Origin of the sequence: Burkholderia sp. Ac-20349, from assembly GCF_017104865.1 — a bacterium.
Classification (GTDB): Bacteria; Pseudomonadota; Gammaproteobacteria; order Burkholderiales; family Burkholderiaceae; genus Burkholderia; species Burkholderia aenigmatica.
The window spans coordinates 1-18,657 of sequence record NZ_JAAGPM010000147.1; the positions used below are offsets into that span (position 1 = coordinate 1).

Annotated in this window: 17 protein-coding genes; 9 read left to right on the plus strand and 8 right to left on the minus strand. The window is 67.3% G+C overall.

Annotated elements, in window-relative coordinates; all coding sequences use genetic code 11:
• The 4 genes from G3N61_RS32165 to G3N61_RS32180 all read right to left on the minus strand — a co-directional run.
• The coding region (locus G3N61_RS32165; RefSeq protein ID WP_241018001.1) for a nitrate reductase at nucleotides 1–2,242 on the minus strand (2,242 nt) is incomplete at its 3' end.
• A 16-nt stretch (nucleotides 2,243–2,258) separates the two neighbouring features.
• Nucleotides 2,259–2,606, minus strand: coding sequence for a nitrite reductase small subunit NirD (gene nirD, locus G3N61_RS32170; protein WP_043191070.1), 348 nt, complete (start codon nucleotides 2,604–2,606; stop codon nucleotides 2,259–2,261).
• Between the two features lie 38 nt (nucleotides 2,607–2,644).
• Nucleotides 2,645–5,242 carry a nitrite reductase large subunit NirB gene (gene nirB, locus G3N61_RS32175; RefSeq protein ID WP_205824426.1) on the minus strand — a complete coding sequence of 866 codons (2,598 nt, stop codon included), beginning with the start codon at nucleotides 5,240–5,242 and terminating at the stop codon, nucleotides 2,645–2,647.
• Nucleotides 5,243–5,263: 21 nt separating this feature from the next.
• Nucleotides 5,264–6,589: an MFS transporter gene (locus G3N61_RS32180; RefSeq protein WP_089452766.1), complete on the minus strand. Its 1,326-nt coding sequence runs from the start codon at nucleotides 6,587–6,589 to the stop codon at nucleotides 5,264–5,266.
• 665 nt (nucleotides 6,590–7,254) lie between these two features.
• Between G3N61_RS32180 and cobA the strand changes: the two genes are divergently transcribed.
• The 7 genes from cobA to G3N61_RS32215 all read left to right on the plus strand — a co-directional run bounded on the left by cobA (nucleotide 7,255) and on the right by G3N61_RS32215 (nucleotide 13,111).
• Nucleotides 7,255–8,025 (plus strand): uroporphyrinogen-III C-methyltransferase, encoded by a 771-nt coding sequence (cobA, locus tag G3N61_RS32185; protein ID WP_089452806.1) that lies wholly within the window; start codon nucleotides 7,255–7,257, stop codon nucleotides 8,023–8,025.
• Between the two features lie 156 nt (nucleotides 8,026–8,181).
• Nucleotides 8,182–8,778 (plus strand): ANTAR domain-containing protein, encoded by a 597-nt coding sequence (locus G3N61_RS32190; protein ID WP_043191078.1) that lies wholly within the window; start codon nucleotides 8,182–8,184, stop codon nucleotides 8,776–8,778.
• Between the two features lie 5 nt (nucleotides 8,779–8,783).
• A complete protein-coding gene (locus G3N61_RS32195) occupies nucleotides 8,784–9,836 on the plus strand; it encodes a CmpA/NrtA family ABC transporter substrate-binding protein (protein ID WP_205824427.1) in 1,053 nt (350 codons plus the stop codon).
• Between the two features lie 121 nt (nucleotides 9,837–9,957).
• Complete coding sequence (locus G3N61_RS32200) at nucleotides 9,958–10,557, plus strand: uracil-DNA glycosylase family protein (RefSeq protein ID WP_205824428.1); 600 nt, start codon at nucleotides 9,958–9,960, stop codon at nucleotides 10,555–10,557.
• Between the two features lie 121 nt (nucleotides 10,558–10,678).
• The gene (locus tag G3N61_RS32205; protein WP_205824434.1) at nucleotides 10,679–11,401 is read left to right on the plus strand and encodes a YkgJ family cysteine cluster protein; all 723 of its coding nucleotides are present in this window, start codon (nucleotides 10,679–10,681) and stop codon (nucleotides 11,399–11,401) included.
• 519 nt (nucleotides 11,402–11,920) lie between these two features.
• Entirely contained in the window at nucleotides 11,921–12,475 is a 555-nt protein-coding gene (locus G3N61_RS32210; protein ID WP_205824435.1) for a PAAR domain-containing protein, read from the plus strand.
• A 3-nt stretch (nucleotides 12,476–12,478) separates the two neighbouring features.
• Complete coding sequence (locus tag G3N61_RS32215) at nucleotides 12,479–13,111, plus strand: type VI secretion system amidase effector protein Tae4 (protein ID WP_205824429.1); 633 nt, start codon at nucleotides 12,479–12,481, stop codon at nucleotides 13,109–13,111.
• Between the two features lie 377 nt (nucleotides 13,112–13,488).
• Here the strand turns inward: G3N61_RS32215 and G3N61_RS32220 are convergent, their stop codons facing one another.
• A complete protein-coding gene (locus G3N61_RS32220) occupies nucleotides 13,489–14,019 on the minus strand; it encodes a hypothetical protein (protein ID WP_205824430.1) in 531 nt (176 codons plus the stop codon).
• Between the two features lie 285 nt (nucleotides 14,020–14,304).
• Between G3N61_RS32220 and G3N61_RS32225 the strand changes: the two genes are divergently transcribed.
• Entirely contained in the window at nucleotides 14,305–15,246 is a 942-nt protein-coding gene (locus G3N61_RS32225; protein WP_205824431.1) for a helix-turn-helix transcriptional regulator, read from the plus strand.
• Nucleotides 15,247–15,371: 125 nt separating this feature from the next.
• Nucleotides 15,372–16,070 (plus strand): fumarylacetoacetate hydrolase family protein, encoded by a 699-nt coding sequence (locus G3N61_RS32230; RefSeq protein WP_043191086.1) that lies wholly within the window; start codon nucleotides 15,372–15,374, stop codon nucleotides 16,068–16,070.
• A 73-nt stretch (nucleotides 16,071–16,143) separates the two neighbouring features.
• Here the strand turns inward: G3N61_RS32230 and G3N61_RS32235 are convergent, their stop codons facing one another.
• From G3N61_RS32235 to G3N61_RS32245, 3 genes are all read right to left on the minus strand, one after another.
• Entirely contained in the window at nucleotides 16,144–16,683 is a 540-nt protein-coding gene (locus G3N61_RS32235) for a DUF4303 domain-containing protein (protein ID WP_089452762.1), read from the minus strand.
• A gap of 161 nt (nucleotides 16,684–16,844) precedes the next feature.
• Complete coding sequence (locus tag G3N61_RS32240) at nucleotides 16,845–18,056, minus strand: MFS transporter (RefSeq protein ID WP_205824432.1); 1,212 nt, start codon at nucleotides 18,054–18,056, stop codon at nucleotides 16,845–16,847.
• Nucleotides 18,057–18,284: 228 nt separating this feature from the next.
• On the minus strand, nucleotides 18,285–18,657 hold a 373-nt coding region (locus tag G3N61_RS32245; RefSeq protein WP_205824433.1), incomplete at its 5' end, for a PDZ domain-containing protein.

Here is an 18,657-nt window from a genome sequence, read left to right on the forward strand (position 1 = left end):
CGGCGACGGCGATGCGCCCGACAACGGCAGCGAATTCTGGGAAGCGCTGCAGGCCGGCAGCGCCGCGCGCCTCGACGGCGTGCACTTCGCGGTGCTCGCATTCGGCGATCGCAACTACGACCAGTTCGGGTTGCTGCGATTCGGGATCGATCGCGTCGTTCGTCACCGCGTTGATGCACAGGTCGTCGCCGTACACGTCGTTCCAGTGCATCGGCGCGAAGCAGTTGCCGCGCTGCACGCGCTCGGTCACGACGGCCGGCAGCACCGCGCGGCCGCGCGCCGAGCGGATCTCGACGCTGTCCTTCGCGGCGATGCCGAGCGCGCTCGCATCGTCCGGGTGCAGTTCGACGAACGGGCGCGGGTTGAGCTTGTTCAGCATCGCGACCTTGCCCGTCTTCGTCATCGTGTGCCATTGATGCTGCAGCCGCCCGGTGTTCAGCACGATCGGGAACGTGTCGTCGGGCAGCTCGGCCGGATCGACATGCGGCCGTGCGAAGAAGCGCGCCTTGCCCGACGGTGTCGGGAACGCGAGGCGCGGTGCCTCGTCGCCGTCAGCGGCCGGACGCAGCGTCTGGCTCACGCCGTCGTTCAGGTAGCGGATCGGGTGCCGCTCGCGCGCGGTGCCCGGCGCGACCGGCCACTGCACGGGCCCGTCGCGCAGCGCCGCGTGGCTCGCACCGCGCAGGTCGTAGCCGGTCGCCGGATTCGAGAAGCGGACGATCTCGTCGAACACGTCGGCCGCCGACGCGTAGTCGAATGCATCGCCGAAGCCCATCGCGCGCGCGACTTCCGCGACGATGCGCCAGTCGGGCAGCGCGTCGCCCGGCGGCGCGACCGCCGCGCGCATCAGCGTCATGTTGCGCTCGGAGTTGATCATCACGCCGTCGCCCTCGGCCCACAGCGCGCCCGGCAGCAGGATGTCCGCGTAGCGGTTGGTCTCGGTATCGAGGAATGCATCCTGCGCGATCACGAGCTCGGCGGCCTGCAGGCCGGCGATCACGTTCTGCCGGTTCGGCACCGTGGCGACCGGGTTCGTGCAGATGATCCAGCATGCCTTGATGTCGCCCGCAGCCATCCGCGCGAACATGTCGACCGTGCCCTGCCCGGTCTCCTTGCGCAGCGTGCCGGCCGGCACGCGCCACAGGTTCTCGACGAAACGGCGGTCGTCGTCGGACGCCACCGAGCGCTGGCCCGGCAAGCCCGGCCCCATGTAGCCCATCTCGCGCCCGCCCATCGCGTTCGGCTGGCCGGTCAGCGAGAACGGGCCGCTGCCGGTGCGGCAGATCTTGCCCGTCGCGAGGTGCAGGTTGCAGATCGCGTTGGTGTTCCACACGCCGTGCGTGCTCTGGTTGAGCCCCATCGTCCAGCAGCTCATCCACTCCTGCGCGTCGCCGATCCACTGCGCGGCGGTGCGCAGGTCGGCTTCCGCGAGCCCGGTGATCGCCGCGACGCGCTCGGGCGTGTAGTCGGCGAGGAACGCGGGCATCGCGTCCCAGCCTTCGGTGTACGCGTCGATGAACGCGGCATCGGTGCGGCCGTTCGCGTGCAGCAGGTGCAGCAGCCCGTTGGTCAGCGCGAGATCGGTGCCCGGCCGGATCTGCAGGAACAGGTCGGCCTTGTCGGCCGTGCCGGTGCGGCGCGGATCGACGACGATCAGCTTCGCGCCGGCCTTCACGCGATCCATCATCCGCAGGAACAGGATCGGGTGGCAGTCGGCCATGTTCGCGCCGATCACGAAGAACAGGTTCGCGCGGTCGAAGTCCTGGTACGACCCGGGCGGGCCGTCCGCGCCGAGCGACTGCTTGTAGCCGGTGCCCGCGCTCGCCATGCACAGGCGCGAGTTCGACTCGATGTTGTTGGTGCCGACGAAGCCCTTCGCAAGCTTGTTGACGAGGTACTGCGCCTCGATCGACATCTGCCCCGATACGTAGAACGACAGCGCGTCGGGCCCGTGCGTATCGAGCACCGCGCGCAAGCGGCGCGCAGTGTCGGCGATCGCGTCGCGGGCCGGCAGCGGCACCAGGTCGTCCTCGCGCGCACGGCGCACGAACGCGCGGTCGAGCCGCCCCGAGCGGCGCAGCGCGACGTGCGCCGACGAGCCCTTCGTGCACAGCCGCCCGAAGTTGGTCGGATGGTCGGAGTCGCCGGACACCTTGACGACTTCGCCTTCCTCGACGTGCAGCACCATCCCGCAGCCGACGCCGCAGTACGGGCACACGCTCTTGACGGGGGTGGCGGTCATGCGCGCTCCGGGGCGGTCAGGCTGCGATCCACACGAAGCCGTCCTCGACCCGCGACGGATACGCGCTCACCGACTGCTCGGGCGCCTCGAGGCATTCGCCGGTGCGCAGGTCGAAATGCTGCTTGTACAGCGGCGACGCGACGACGACACGCTCGCCGAGGCTGCCGATCAGCCCGCGCGACATCACGGCCGCCTGCGATACGGGATCGACGTTGTCGATCGCGAACACGCCGCCTTCTTCGGCATGCGAGACGTGAAACACTGCGACCTGCTCGCCGTTGACGAGTGCACACACGCCGGTGTTCGGCACGATGTCGTCGAGCGGGCACACGCGGGTCCAGGACAGCGGAAGACGATCGTTCATGATGGGCTCCTTGGAAAAGACGCTGGTGTCGGTCAGGGTCAAACGGTTGCGGGTTCGGTTGCGGCTTGCGTCACGCCTTCAGCCACGACGGGAATCGACACGGGCTTGCCGCCCGCGCGTTCGCCGGGCGTCGCGGGCCGGATCTGGCCGCGCGTCTCGACGAATTCGATGGTCGTGTCCGGCGCGTCGCTGTTCACGAAGTGGCGGAAGCGCTTGCGCGTGTCGGGATCGGTCACGGCCTTCTTCCATTCGCACTCGTAGGTGTCGACCACGTGCTGCATGTCGGCTTCGAGTTCGGCGCCGATCCCGAGCCGGTCGTGCACGACGACGTCGATCAGGTAGTCGAGGCCGCCTTCGAGGTTGTCGCGCCACACGCTCGTGCGCTGCAGCCGGTCGGCGGTGCGCACGTAGAACATCAGGAGGCGGTCGATGTAGCGGATCAGCGTGGCACGGTCGAGATCGGACGCGAGCAGTTCCGCGTGGCGCGGCTTCATCCCGCCGTTGCCGCACACGTACAGGTTCCAGCCCTTCTCGGTCGCGATGATGCCGACGTCCTTGCCCTGCGCTTCCGCACACTCGCGCGTGCAGCCGGACACGCCGAACTTGATCTTGTGCGGTGCGCGCAGCCCCTTGTAGCGGTTCTCCAGGTCGATCGCGAGACCGACCGAATCGTCGACGCCGTAGCGGCACCACGTCGACCCGACGCACGACTTCACGGTGCGCAGCGCCTTGCCGTACGCGTGGCCCGATTCGAAACCGGCCGCGATCAGTTCTTCCCAGATCGACGGCAGTTGCTCGACGCGCGCGCCGAACAGGTCGACGCGCTGGCCGCCGGTGATCTTCGTGTAGAGCCCGTACTTCTGGGCGACCTGGCCCACCGCGATCAGCCCTTCCGGCGTGACTTCGCCGCCCGGCATGCGCGGCACAACCGAATAGGTGCCGTCGCGCTGGATGTTCGCGAGGTAGTAGTCGTTCGAATCCTGCAGCCCGGCGTGCTCCTTCTTCAGCACGAACTCGTTGAAGCAGGACGCGAGAATGCCCGCCACCGCCGGCTTGCACACGTCGCAGCCGAGGCCGTGGCCATGCTTCGCGAGCAGTTCGTCGAAGGTCGTGATGCGCTCGACGCGGATCAGGTGGAACAGCTCCTGGCGCGAATGCGGGAAGTGCTCGCACAGATGGTTGTTGACCGCGAGGCCCTGCTTCTTCATCTCGGCCTTCATGATCTGCGTGACGAGCGGCACGCAGCCGCCGCACGACGTGCCGGCGCCCGTGCACGTCTTCAGCGCGCCGAGGCTCGTCGCGCCGTCGGCGACCGCCGTGCAGATCTGCGACTTCGACACGTTGTTGCACGAGCAGATCTGGGCGGCCGCGGGCAGCGCTTCGACGCCGATCGCCGGCTTCGCGACGCCGTCCGACGACGGCAGGATCAGGAATTCCGGCGACTCCGGCAGCTCGATGCGGTTCAGCATCATCTGCAGCAGCGTGCCGTATTCGGCCGCATCGCCGACCATCACCGCGCCGTGCAGGAACTTGCCGCAGTCGGACACCACGAGCTTCTTGTAGACCTGGCGGCGCTCGTCCGCGTACTGGTAGGTGCGGCTGCCGGCCGTCGTGCCGTGCGCGTCGCCGATGCTCGCGACGTCGACGCCCATCAGCTTCAGCTTCGTGCTCATGTCGGCGCCGGCGAACGCGGCTTCGGCTGCACTGTTCGCATCGCCGCCGAGCTGCTTCGCGACCACGCGCGCCATGTCGTAGCCCGGTGCGACGAGGCCGTACACCATCCCGTTCCAGGCCGCGCATTCGCCGATCGCGTAGATATCGGCGTCGCTCGTGCGGCACGCGTCGTCGATCGCGACGCCACCGCGCGGGCCGAGGTCGAGCCCGCATGCGCGGGCCAGTTCGTCGCGTGCGCGGATGCCGGCCGAGAACACGATCATGTCGGCGTCGAGGTGCGAGCCGTCGGCGAACGCCATCCGGTGCGTGCCTTCCTCGCCATCGACGATCTCGAGCGTGTTCTTGCCCGTATGCACGGTCACGCCGAGTGCCTCGATCTTCGCGCGCAGCATCCGGCCGCCGCCGTCGTCGACCTGCACGGCCATCAGCCGCGGTGCGAATTCGACGACGTGCGTGTCGAGCCCCATGTCGCGCAGCGCCTTCGCACATTCGAGGCCGAGCAGCCCGCCGCCGACCACGACGCCGCGCTTCGCGTGCGTGCCGCACGCCTGCATCGCTTCCAGATCCTCGATCGTCCGGTACACGAAGCAGCCGTCGCGATCGTGCCCCGGCATCGGCGGCACGAACGGGCGCGAACCCGTCGCGAGCACCAGCTTGTCGTACGCGAGCGTTTCGCCGGACGCGAGCGTGACCGTACGCGCGGCCCGGTCGATCGACGCGACTTGCGCGTTCAGGCGCAGGTCGAACTGCGGATGACGTTCGAAGAAGCCGGGTTCGACGAGCGACAGGTCGTCCGCCGACTTGCCCGCGAAGAATTCGGACAGGTGCACGCGGTCGTAGGCCGGGCGCGGTTCCTCGCCGAGCACGGTGACCTGCAGCGCGCCCGCGGCACCCGCTTCCGCTGCGACGCATTCGAGGAGCTTGTGGCCGACCATGCCGTGGCCGATGACGATGAGTTTCATGGTGACGTTTCCTTCGATCGATCAGTTCGCGGCGCTGCTGGCAGCCAGTGCGCGGTCGCGCAACTCGGCTTCGCGTGCCTTGTGTTCTTCGCTGAAGCGCACGGCCATCGCGCACAGCGCAGTCGCGGTGACGGCGAGGCCGAGCAGGCTCAGCGTGTGCTGCACGTCGCCGACGCCCTTCAGCAGGAAGGCCGCGGCCACCGCGCCGACGTTGCCGCCCGCGCCGACGATCCCCGCGACGCCGCCGAGCGCCTTGCGGTCGATGAACGGCACCAGCGCGTAGGTCGCGCCGCAGGCCATGTGCGTGAAGAGACCGAACGTGAGCATCGCGACGAGCGCGACGCCGATGCTTTGCGCATGCGAGAACCAGATCAGCCCGAGCCCTTCGCCGACGATCAGCGCGCACAGCAGCGCCGCGCGCACGTCGAGGCTGCGGCGCGCGGCGATCTTGTCGGACAGCCAGCCGCCGAGCGCACGGGCAAACAATGCGAGCAGCCCGAACAGGCCGACCGCGAAACCGGCGTCCTTCAGCGACAGGCTGAAGTGATCGACGTAGTACAGCGCGGCGATGTTGTGGATGAACACCTCGACGCCGAAGCACGCGCCGTACGTGACGAACAGCATCCACACGCGATAGTTGCCGCAGGCCGCGACGAAGCTCGCCCAGCCGCCCTTCTTGCCGCTGTCGACCGTCACGCCTTCCTTGCGCAGCGCGACGAAGTCGCCTTGCGGGCAATCCTGCGTGAAGCGCCAGTACGCCCAGGCCATCGCCAGCATCGCGACGCCCGGCACGACCAGCGCGATGCGCCACGACGAATCCTCGCCGAAACCGAGCATCAGGCCGGCGGCGACCAGCAGCGGCATCAGCGCCTGCGTCGCACCTGCGCCGGCGTTGCCCCAGCCGGCCGTCGTCGCGTTCGCGGTGCCGACCACGTTCGGCGCGAACATCACCGACGTGTGGTACTGCGTGATCACGAAGCCCGCGCCGATCGCACCGATGCCGAGCCGGCAGATCAGGAACGACAGGTAGTCGTGCGTGAACGACACCGCGAACACCGGGATCGCGCCGAGCAGCAGCAGGCCGACGTACACGCGGCGCGGGCCGAAGCGGTCGCACAGCGGGCCGACCAGCAGCCGCACGGCGATCGTCGCGGCCACCGCGGCGATGTTGATGTTGGCGACCTGGGCCGCCGTCAGATGAAATTCGCGTGCGATCAGCGGCATCAGCGGCGCGCACGCGAACCACGCGAAGAAGCACACGAAGAACGCCATCCACGTCAGGTGGAACGCGCGCATCGGCGCGGTGCGGAAGCTGAAGAGATCGATACGGGTAGCTTTGTCGGTCATGTCATCCGCCAAACGAAAAACGGCGTCCTGCGCACCCGGTCTCGTCGAGACCCGATGCGTAGGACGCCGTTGCCCATGAAGCCCGTTGCCGGGCGCGTCTAGTAATCGGTACTGCCGGACGAATCGCCGTTGATCCGCCCGAACCACCTAACGCAAACGCCGTGCCATGTTGATGCGAATCGAGCCCGCAGCCCCGTCGAGCAAGGCTCCGCGGGGGTCGCGCAACGCGCGGCGACCCGCGGCACACGATGCGCCGTGATGCAGCGAGGCACAGATGTGGTGCGCTGCAGCACTGTCGCCGTGCGACATCGCGGTGCGCGCTGACGGGGCACGATGCACGCCGATGCGGCATTGCGGCTGCCCGCGCGCGGCGGCTGCATCGGCACACGGGGCCATCGCACGGCGCGATGCACCCTCTTCCCGCCGTGCCGGCACGACGTGCCATGCCGGTTGGCCCGGATATTGCTGAACTCGATGCATGACACCGGCAACGGCGCCGGTGGGCAGTCCCCGCAAACCATGCCCGTCCTACCGACGGGCCGATCAGGACAACGGTGTCCCTCCGTGCGCGGCACGGCCGGATGCCGGTGCGTTTCGACCGCCCGCCGCCGCCGCGCAGACAACGCGCTATCGACCGCCGCATGCAGGCGGCACAGGAACACGACATGACGACAGGCAAAGTCACGCTGCTGGGCGCCGGCCCCGGCGATCCCGATCTCCTCACGCTGAAGGCCGCGAAGGCGCTGGCCGCCGCCGACGTGCTGCTGCTCGACGATCTGGTCGCGCCCGGCATCGTCGAACTCGCGCCGCAGGCACGCGTGATCCGCGTCGGCAAGCGCGGCGGCTGCCGCTCCACGCCGCAGGCATTCATCGAAAAGCTGATGCGCCGCTACGCGCTGCGCGGCGCGCACGTGGTGCGCGTGAAAGGCGGCGATGCGCTGCTGTTCGGGCGTGCCGGCGAAGAACTCGCGACGCTGCGCGCCGCCGCGATTCCGGTCGAGATCGTCAACGGCATCTCGTCGGGCTTCGCGGCCGCCGCCAGCCTCGGCATCTCGCTCACGCATCGCGAGCATTGCCACGGCGTCACGTTCGTCACCGCGCACCGTCAGGACCACGGCGAGCCCGACTGGGCGCGTCTCGCGGCGACCGGCACCACGCTCGCGATCTACATGGGGATGAGCCGCGTCGACAGCATCGCCGCCGGCCTGCTCGCCGCGCTGCCGCCCTCGACGCCGGCAGCCGCCGTGCAATGGGCCGGCACGCCCGACGAACGCCGCTGGACCGGCACGCTCGGCCATCTCGCGCGCGGCATCGACGAAGCGCGGCTCGGTAGCCCGGCCGTGATCCTCGTCGGCGGTGCGATCGGCGAAGCGGCCGCGCAGCACGTGCCGGATGCGGGCGCCGCGCTCGAAACGGCCTTGTCCCGGGCTGCGTAGCATGCGCGACACCACGCGGCACCGGCCGCCCACCTATCATGAAGACAGCGGCACCGGCCGCCGGGCCATCGCGCCCGGCACCGACACGATGTCTGTGCGGGGCCACCGCCCCCGATCCGTGCATCGCGCCACGATTTCGCCGCCGCCGTTCGCGTCATGAGTACGCCTGCTTCTTCCGCCCGCCTGCGCGTGCTGCTCGTCACCGATACCGACAAGCCGATCGGCGAGCTCGGCGACGCGCTCGCGCACCTCGGCTACGAAATGCTGAACGACGTCGCGACGCCCGCGCGCCTGCCGGCCGCCGTCGAGGAGCAGCATCCCGACGTCGTGATCATCGATACCGATTCGCCGTCGCGCGACACGCTCGAGCAGCTTGCGGTGATGCACGCCACCGCGCCGCGCCCCGTGCTGATGTTCAGCCACGATGCGAACCAGTCGCTGATCCGCGCGGCGGTCGGCGCGGGCGTCAGCGCGTATCTCGTCGAAGGATTGTCGGCCGAGCGCCTTGCGCCGATCCTCGAAGTCGCGCTCGCCCGCTTCTCCCACGACGATGCGCTGCGCCGCCGGCTTGCCGACGTCGAGCGCGAACTCGCGGAGCGCAAGCTGATCGACCGTGCGAAGCGCCTGCTGATGGACCAGCGCAAGCTGTCCGAACACGACGCGTACGCGGCGCTGCGCAAGCGCGCGATGGATCAGGGCCTGCGCATCGTCGACGTCGCGCGGCAACTGCTCGACGCGTCACCCCAGTCATGACTGCCATGGATACTTCACTTCCCGTCGCGCCGGAACGCGCGCATCTTCGCCTCGGGTTCGTCGCGCTGAGCGATGCGGCCCCGCTGATCGTCGCACAGCGCCTGAACCTCGGCGCGCGGCACGGCCTCACGCTCGAACTCAGCCGCCAGCCGTCGTGGGCCACCGTGCGCGACAAGTTGCTGAGCGGCGAGCTCGACGCCGCGCATGCGCTGTACGGGCTCGTCTGCGGGCTGCAGCTCGGGATCGGCGGCCCGCAGGCCGACATGGCCGCGCTGATGGTGCTGAACCGCAACGGCCAGGCGATCTCGTTGTCGCGCGGTCTCGCCGACGCGTACCGCGACAGCGGCAGCGTGCGCGATGCGTTCGCGACGCTCGGCCGCAAGCCGCTCCTCGCGCAGACCTTCCCGACCGGCACGCACGCGATGTGGCTGAACCACTGGCTCGCGTCGCACGACGTCGATCCGCTGCGCGACGTGCGCAGCGTCGTGATCCCGCCGCCCGAGATGGTGGCCGCGCTGGCCGGCGGCGAGCTCGACGGGTTCTGCGCCGGCGAGCCGTGGCATGCGGTGGCCGACGCCTGCGGCGCGGGACGAACCGTCGCCGTCACGAGCGAGATCTGGCCCGATCATCCGGAGAAAGTGCTCGCGACCCGGCGCGATTTCGTCGCGCTGTACCCGGCCACGGCCCGCGCGCTGATCCGCACGCTCGTCGATGCCTGCGCGTGGCTCGACAGCGCCGCGCACCGTCGCGAGGCGGCCGACTGGCTTGCGTCGCCCGACGCGCTCGGCGTGCCGGCCCGGCTGATCGCGCCGCGCCTGCTCGGCGACTACGGCTCGGGGCCATTCGCCGTACCGCCGCTGCCGATCCGCTTCCACGACGGCGGCACCGTGAACCGCCCCGATCCGCGCGAAGGCGAGTGGTTCCTGTCCCAGTACCGGCGCTGGGGCATGCTCGACGGTTCGCACGACGACGCGGGGATCGCCCGCGCGATCGCGCAAACCGCGTTGTATGATGCTGCGGTCGCCGAAAGCGGCGCAGCGGGCCCGTCGCGGGCGTGATGCGTGCCGCGTGATGCCGGCGGTGCGCGCGCCCGCGCCCTGCTTGTCCGGGTCGCCTGTCGGCGCCCGGCACGCGCCCCCGGGCGACGCCGCATGACCACTCCGTCCCCGCTCAGAATCGATGCCGAAACCCACGCGCGCGCCGCTCGACGTGCTGCTCACTGAAATCCGCGCGTGCCGTGTCTGCGAAGCCGACCTGCCGCTCGGCCCGCGCCCGGTCGTGCGTGCCCATCGCGACGCGCGGATCCTGATCGTCGGGCAGGCGCCGGGCGCACGTGTCCATGCGAGCGGGATCCCGTGGGACGACGCGAGCGGCAAGCGGCTGCGCGGCTGGCTCGACGTCGACGCCGACACGTTCTACGACGAGACGCGCTTCGCGATCGTGCCGATGGGCTTCTGCTACCCGGGCCGTGGCGCAAGCGGCGACAACCCGCCACGCCCCGAATGCGCGCCACTGTGGATCGACCGGTTGCTCGCCGAGTTGCCGTCGATCCGGCTCACGCTGCTGATCGGCCAGTATGCGCAGCGGCATTTCCTGCGCGACACGCGCAAGGCCACGCTGACCGACACCGTGCACGCCTGGCGCGACTATGGCCCCGACGTGCTGCCGCTGCCGCATCCGTCGCCGCGCAACCAGGCGTGGTTCAAGCACCACCCGTGGTTCGACGCCGAGGTCGTGCCCGAGCTGCGGCGCCGGGTCGCGCCGCTGGTTGCCCCATAAAGAATCCACCGACATGTCGCGACGCCTCGCGACACCCCCGTAATCCGTATCGAATCAAGCATGAACGCCCCCCACCGACCTCGACTTTGCCTGCAACGGCTGCGGCGGATGCTGCCGCGACCTGCGCATTCCGCTGACGATCGACGAGGCCATTGCGTGGCTGCAGCGCGGCGGCCACGTGGAGCTGCTGTGCGATGCGATGCCGTGGCTCGTCGAACCAGAGCCCGACAACGCGTTCGCCGCGTACAAGCGCGTGCGCTCGACCGCCGCGCTCAGCGGCTCGCTGCCCGTCCGCATCACGGTCATGCTCACCGCGACCCATGCCGGGCCGTGCCCGAACCTGCTCGACGACCTGCGCTGCGCGATCTACGACGCGCGCCCGCTCGTGTGCCGGATTTATCCGGCCGAAGTGAATCCGTTCGTGCCGCTGGTGCCGGGCGGCAAGCAATGCACGCCCGACGCATGGCAGCGGGCACCGTTCGTCCGCGGCGGCACGATCATCGACGCGGCGACCCGCGAGAACATCGCGCGCTCGCGTGCAGCGAGCGAAGCCGAGACGCCGCTGCGGGCACGGCTTTGCGCGGCATTGGGGATCGATACGGCGGCGGTAGCCAACGAAGGGTTCGCCGTCCATGCGCCGCCGGCCGCCACGCTGCTCGCGGCGCTGACGGAATTGCGGGCGGCTGAGGTAACCGGCGACGTCGAAACCGGAAAGTGGACACTGTTGACCAACCGCATCGCGACGGCCGATGCGCTCGCATCGGTCAGCGCGTCACCACAACTCGCGGCAAATAGTGGGGGCGATTCGGCCTATCGTTACCTCGGTTTCTATCCCGACGCATAAGCGCAATCCATCGGTCCCGAAGCAACACGGCAGCGGCAACGCACCGATTCATTTCCAGTGTTGCCCGCCTCGGAATCTCCTTCATTGCCGATAGCCGGGTCGAGGCCGAAATAAACGACGAGACTCTCTTTCCAAGCTCGCCAGACACCGACCGCCTCCCGGCTCGACCGAATTCGTTACTGTCTTTCTCCCGGAAAGAGCGGTAGCCCACTCACGCAATCTACCGGAGTCCCCCAATATCGCTCAAAGCGTACGACGCAGTTAGTGGCGACGATAGAAAGAAGGGCTTCGGCAAAAGCTAATCAGCGCTCAGGCATGATGCCGTGACGCAGTCCGTCAATAACACGGGATCGAATAACGCCTCCCCCGAGTGACTATCGATAAACATCTAAATTATAAATATATCGTTCTCCAAAACATATTTCCGTTGAAACGGTGAACCTCAGGCCACCCGAATAATTTCGAGATGATCTCTTGCGAATCGCCGCTACGATTGTTGCCTTTCGAGAGGGCCAAACAGTGAATAGACGAATTGCGGTTGTTGGCGACAAGCTTTCAAGCGGCGGAACCATTAGCCCATACGGCGGGCCGCTGTTTCTGGTACACGGCCACCAAGCAGCCCTGATTGGCGGCAGTGCGTTCTGCACCGCATGTCAAAGCACCGGCACCATTGCAAAGGCGGGCGGACCGTATCGCCTGAAGTTTCGGGGAGAGGTCGCGCTAGACGACGATATCGTTCTGTGCGGCTGTTCGATGCCGCCACGTATCACGGCATTGCTTGCCGGCGATGCATGGTGTAGCGACGGACTAAAAGGTCTAGGGGAAGTCGTTTCGAGTCGCACAACGACTGGCGGCGTTGCCTCGATCACGAAAGGCGCGTTCGATGAACAGGTAAGAGCAACCAAGAATGCGACGGCAGGGTTGCCCTACTACATCGAGACAACCGATGGTCGTGTGCACTTTGGGCGTCTTGATGCAAGCGGCCAGTTACCTCGCACCCATACCGGCGATGAGGCAACTGACTATATCGTTCATTGGGGCGACGACGCTCTTGCGAAGCAAAACGGGGAATAGTTCATGCCGCACACGGAACCAACAAAAGTTCGCTCGACCAATACACGCGGTTCAGTGAAAGAAGTGCCATTAGCCGGCATCACATTCCAAGAGCTCTGGGACAATTTTCCATCCGGCAATCCTTACAAAGACCCTTCTTACACAAATCAATGCGCAATCCGCCTCAGCGTTACGCTACACCGCGTTGGCGTAGGAATGAAATCGTTCAACGCAAAGAACGTCAAGCCGATGCAAGGCACAAAGACTATCGGTCGAATTTTTCTTGATGGCAAACCTACCGCAACGCGCGCCGACGAGCTGGGCGCGTGGTTGCAGCTACAACCGTTTGCCGGTCTCCCGAGAGCCGAGGACATCACCGGGGTGGATTGGGAGTCGAAGGTCAAGGACCGTACCGGTATCATCCAGTTCTCCAGGTATTGGACACGCGGCAACGAATCTTCGGAGAACGCAAGCGGCGGGCACATTGATCTATGGAACGGATCGCGCTTGACCGTCAATGGCTTTTGGGGTGGATTCGCGACATGGGGACGTTATTTAGGCGCCAGATCCGTTCGCCAGGGAGCGACCATATTGCCCGACGCATCGTATTCCGATCTTGGCGGATCGAAGCAAATTCTATTTTGGGAAATCAAGTGAGACGATTTGCGATATCGCTATGCGGCTTGCTGTTCGGATTAGCCGTCACATGGACATTCATCTATACATTTAGCCACATTCAATCGGCCAGGCCTAACCACATTGCGACAGGCTGTCATGAGCTCGGCAAATGCCCGAGCCCCTGGTGGGTGGCACCGATATTGATTTCGTATTTCTTCGGCCCCGCGATCGCTTTCTGCGCGCTCAACGGGATTGCGTGGAAACGGTGGCCGATTAGAAAGTGGGCACTATGGAGCATCGGCATCCTAGCAGTGACGGCAATCCTTTACCTCGGTGACTACAATTTTAAATAAACTGTCAGTGTGTCTGATTCACGATGCAGCCCCCATTACATTATCATGCGCGGCCGACCTCCATCACTTCGGGATATAGACAACGGCAGATGTTGAGTTTTCGTCAACATCTCGTTGACCGTGTTTGTTTTGCGTTCCGGTGTGAAGCTTCATTTCAGCGATAACCGATAGCCATGTGTTGGCTTTCACGACAATAGTCTGCATATCGTCCATTTCGGCCTGAGGCAGAAATTCATAGTCGCCACCTGCAAGCTTCAGAAGGTCGGCGCTTGCAATCAAGTCGCCTTCGTCCTCATGGAAAACGTTCCCGGCCTTCGCATCGGGCACGAGGCGCCGCACTCGTAGCTCGAAGGAATCGTGTTTGCTATCCGTCAATTCGAATTTGTTAGGGCGAGGGTTCTTTGATTGGACGTGCACGACCAGCAACCGCAAATCATCGTGGTATGGCAACACCTCTGTTTTGAGAGTGATGTTGTTTTGCCAGTCGGTCGCACCACCTTCGGTATATTGATACCATGCCCACGCTCCACCCCCAACGATTGCTGCGAGCGTCAGCAAGCGGATCACAAAGTCTGCCACCTCGATTTTCTTCATGTATCACCTCTCGTTGGTGATGCCATACCTCCAGAGCACGGGTCGGATTTCCGGTCTGGTACAACGACGCCTGACGGATATCCCCGTTGCCTTATCTCACTGCGTGAACGGCCTGCTGAGCCAAGTGACATCGTCAGTGCGGGGATGTCGTGTATTTGAACCCAACGTGTGGCAGTTTGCCCGTTCGCGCGTCGGTTTGCTCATTGATTTCCCCCGCACATTCCGGTCCCGCCCGGTTCGCTGTACCATCGCGGCTCAACCGCGTCACGAACAGCAGAATCCTTCATGCCCTCCACCGCCCCGCCGCGCCTGTACGGGATGCCCGAACGCAGCGACCGGCTCGACTTCTACATCCGCGACCAGGCGTCGCGCCAGGCGATCACCGAGCCGCACCGGCACGCGTATTTCCAGATCCAGTTCAATCTCGGCGGCGACACCGAGCAGCGGATCGGCGGCGTCACGCGGCCGTTTCCGCGCGGCGCGCTCGCGTTCGTGCTGCCGCACGGCGAGCACCTGATCCCGCATCCGGAAGGCGCGCACTTCATCGTGATCAACTTCAGCCAGGCGTTCCTGCGCGCCGATCTCGACGTCGACCCGCTCGATCTCGAGGACGTGCCCGCGCACCGCTTTCCCGAGCTGACGCCGTTCCGCTTTCAGGAACATCTCGACTTCATCCTGACCGGCGACACCTACGACGAAGCGCGCCGCCTCGCGCTGTGCATGCTCGACACCGATCGCGTGCGCACGTTCGGCTCGACCACGTTGCTGCGCGGCTACCTGCTGCAACTGATCGGGCTCGTCTGCACGCAGTACGCGGGTGCGCTCGACAAGCTCGCACAGCGCGGCGCCCAGCGCGCGGGCCGGCGCGACGCGCTCGCGCGCGTGCTGCGGCACGTGCGCGCCAACCTGACCCGCGAGGACCTGACGCTCGCCGCGACCGCCGAGGCCGCGTTCCTGTCGCCCAACTACCTCGCGCACCTGGTCCGCAAGGAAACCGGCAGCACCTTCACCGATCTCGTGACCGAGCGCCGGATTGCGCTCGCGCAGTCGCTGCTGGCGCACACGAGCCGGCGCATCGCGGACATCGCGCGCTCGGTCGGCTTCCGCGACGAAGGGTATTTCGCGCGGCGTTTCCGCGCGCGGGTCGGCGTGTCGCCGAAGGCGTACCGCGACGCGAATGCCGCGCTGCCGGACGGCGACGACGCACCGGCAACCGCCGACGCGTAGTTTTGTCCCGGTAAAACGCAGTTGCGTCGCATCCGGCCGCACGGGCGTCGGGTATCGTTGCACGCATGCCGGCCCGTGCGCCGCACGGGCGCCGCATCCGTCTTCTCACCGAACGAGGCCATCCGATGTCCGAATATGTCATCGACGCTGCCGAGCGTCCTTCCGTCGAAGTCGAACAGTCGTCCGCGCGCTTTCCGGTGCGCCGCGTCTTCTGCGTCGGCCGCAACTACGCCGACCACGCGCGCGAAATGGGCGCCGATCCCGACCGCGAGCCGCCGTTCTTCTTCACGAAGCCGGCCGACGCGATCGTCCCGGCCAGCGGCACCGTCGCCTATCCGCCGCTGACGAACGACCTTCATCACGAAATCGAGCTGGTCGTCGCGATCGGCAAGGACGGCCAGTCGATCGACCCGGCCGACGCGCTGTCGCACGTATGGGGCTACGGCGTCGGCGTCGACCTCACGCGCCGCGACCTGCAGGCCGAAGCGAAGAAGCTGAGCCGTCCGTGGGACTGGGCGAAGGGCTTCGACGCATCGGGCCCCGTGACCGCGCTGCGCGCGGCGTCGGCCACCGGCCACCCGGCGACGGGCCGCATCTGGCTCGCGGTCAACGGTGAAACGCGCCAGCAAGGCGACCTGGCCGACATGATCTGGGCCGTGCCCGACGTCATCGCGTATGTGTCGCGCTCGGTCGCGCTGAAGGCCGGCGACCTGATCTTCACCGGTACGCCGGCCGGCGTCGGCGCGCTGCAGCCCGGTGACCGCGTCACGGGCGGCGTCGACGGCGTCGCGACGTTCGAGTTCGTCGTGGGCGCGAAGCCGTAAGCCGTAACTAACGCTGCACGCATGGCGGCCGCCCGTCCCGGGCTGCCGTGCGATATCCGATGGCCGTCAGCCGTCAGTCGTAGCGGCGCAGGAATGCGTCGACGACGGCCGGCGGATTCAGCGCCTTCGCCGATTCGTTTTCGAGCGCCTCGGCAGCGTCGTCGTCGCTGATCGACACGAACAGCGTGATCGCCGCCCTTTCGTCGCCCGTGCCGAACAGGCCTTCGCGGTCGAGCAGGCGCAACGCCCCGATCATCTCGGCGTGCAGTTGTCGCGAAAATTCCGAGAACCTCGACCGGACAAACTGCGGGCTCAGCAGGTCATCGGCAAGCTTGCCGCAGATCGCATTGAATGGCGACGCTTCCGCCGCCGCATACGCCCATTCGGAAAAGCCCCACGCATACCACGGGTCGTCGTCCGGAACGGCCTGTTGCTCGCGGATCCGGCGCAACCCCTCGACCGAATTGGCCGCCGGCACCACCGTCATCGCGCCGCTGTCGGTGTACAGCGCGAACGCGTAGAAATGCTCGTCCGGGTGCTGCGCCCGCAGCGCCCGGTATGTCGCTCGCGCGGCGTCGGCAATTTCCCGCTGGAAATCAGAAAAATCGCTCATCCCATCCTCGTCCTGTCGCCCTTCGCGCGCCGGGGAGCACTCGGTGCGCGGCGGGTTCGTCGTCTCCCGGTATCCGGCCGATTGTCCGCCAATCGCCCGCGACACGGTAGCAGCGCCCACACCAGCCCCCGGTTCCACGCAGCGCGATACCACGCCTGCGTTCACCGCCCAACGTCCCGCGCGTCGAACACCCGCACGCAGACGGCCGCCGCCAGCGAGATCGCGGCCGACAGCAGCATCATCGCCAGCGGCGCATAGCCCGCGTTGCCGGCCGTCAGCACCGCGCCCGTCAACGACGAAAGCGCGGCACCACCGGCGATCGTCATCGCGCCGGCCAGCCCGGACGCGCTGCCTGCCAGTTCCGGGCGCACCGACACCGCGCCGGCATGCGCACCGGGATTGGTCAGCCCGTTGCCGATGCCGACCAGCACGCACGGCCCGAACCATGCGATCGCCTGCGTCGCGCCGCCGAACATCAGCGCGAGGCCGATCAGCGGCCCTGCGCACGCGACGACCCGTCCGCACAGGATCGTCGTGGCCATTGCGTAGCGGCGCGCGTAACGCGCGGCCAGGAAGCTGCCGCACACGAAGCCGGCCGTGATGGTTCCCATGTAGAAGCCGATCTCCGCAGGCGCGATACCGAACACCGTTTGCGCGGCGAGCGGCGCGCCAGCCAGGAACGCGTAGAACGAGCCGGTCGAAAACGCCATACAGAGCGCATACGCCCAGAAGCGGCGCGCACGAAGCAGCGCCGGATACGCGCGAAGCTGCTGCCCGAGGCTCGACGACCGGTTCGCATGGGTTTCGACGAGATCGAACGCACACCAGACGAACAGCGCGATGCCCGCCGCGCCGAGCAGCCAGAAGCTCGCACGCCAGCCCAAGGTCTGATCGAGCGCGCCGCCGAGCGTCGGGCCGAGCATCGGCGCGAACGCCGCCGCCATCGCCGCATAGCCGATCCGGCTCGCCGCGCGCGTACCGCCCCCGGTGTCCCGGATCGTCGCCATCGACACGGGATAGACCGACGTGATCGCCGCCTGCATCAGCCTGCATGCCAGAAACGCGCGAATATCGGTCGCCATCGCGCAGCCGAGCGAGCCGAGCGCGAACACACCGACGCTCGCCAGCACGACCGGCCGCCGCCCGAACCGGTCCGACAGCGGCCCCATTACACACTCGAGCGACGCGGCCACCGCCGCGTAACCGCCGAGCGACAGCGCGACGAGTGCGTAGTCGGCGCGCAGGTCGTGCGCGATCGCCGGCAGCGACGGCAGGAACAGACTCAGCGGCAATACCGAGCACGCGCACAGCAGGATCAGCGTCGCGTATCTCGGCGACGCCCGTTCGGAAGCGATCGGCAGGTTCGATTGCAAGCGGATGCCCTCCGCGCACGTGCCGCCCGGCCGTGCGCAATGCAAAAAAAAAGCCCCCGAACAAGTCGGGGGCGCATGGGTGCCGGCGCGGTGCCGCTACCGGACCCTGCGCCTGCTGACTACTACGATGAAGCGTGCTGTTTTCATGCCGGATGGCTCCTGAATGCCTGGCTGACTACCTGCGATATCGGACGATGGTAGGCGGACGATACCGGACGCGTCAACGCCCTAACGCGCACGCACCGACACGAACTTCCGTGCGTTGTTGCGCTGGATCAGCACCGCGATCACGCTGCCGCCGGTCGCTTCGAGCGACTGCACGTCGTCGGGCGTCTCGAGCAGCTTGTCGTTGAGCTCCAGCACGACATCGCCCGGCTGGATCCCCGCGCTGGCTGCCGGGCCGTGCACCGCATCCACCATCATCCCGACCGCGAGCCCCGTCGAACGGCGTTCGTCGTCGCTCAGCGCATGCATCGTCAGCCCGAGACGGTCGCCGCCGTCGCCCGCCCCGGCTCCCGGCCCCGGTCGTGCGGCCGCCTTCGGCGCGGCCGTGCCGATGGCCGGGCCCTCGTTGCCGGCCGCCAGATCGGAAGAGCACACG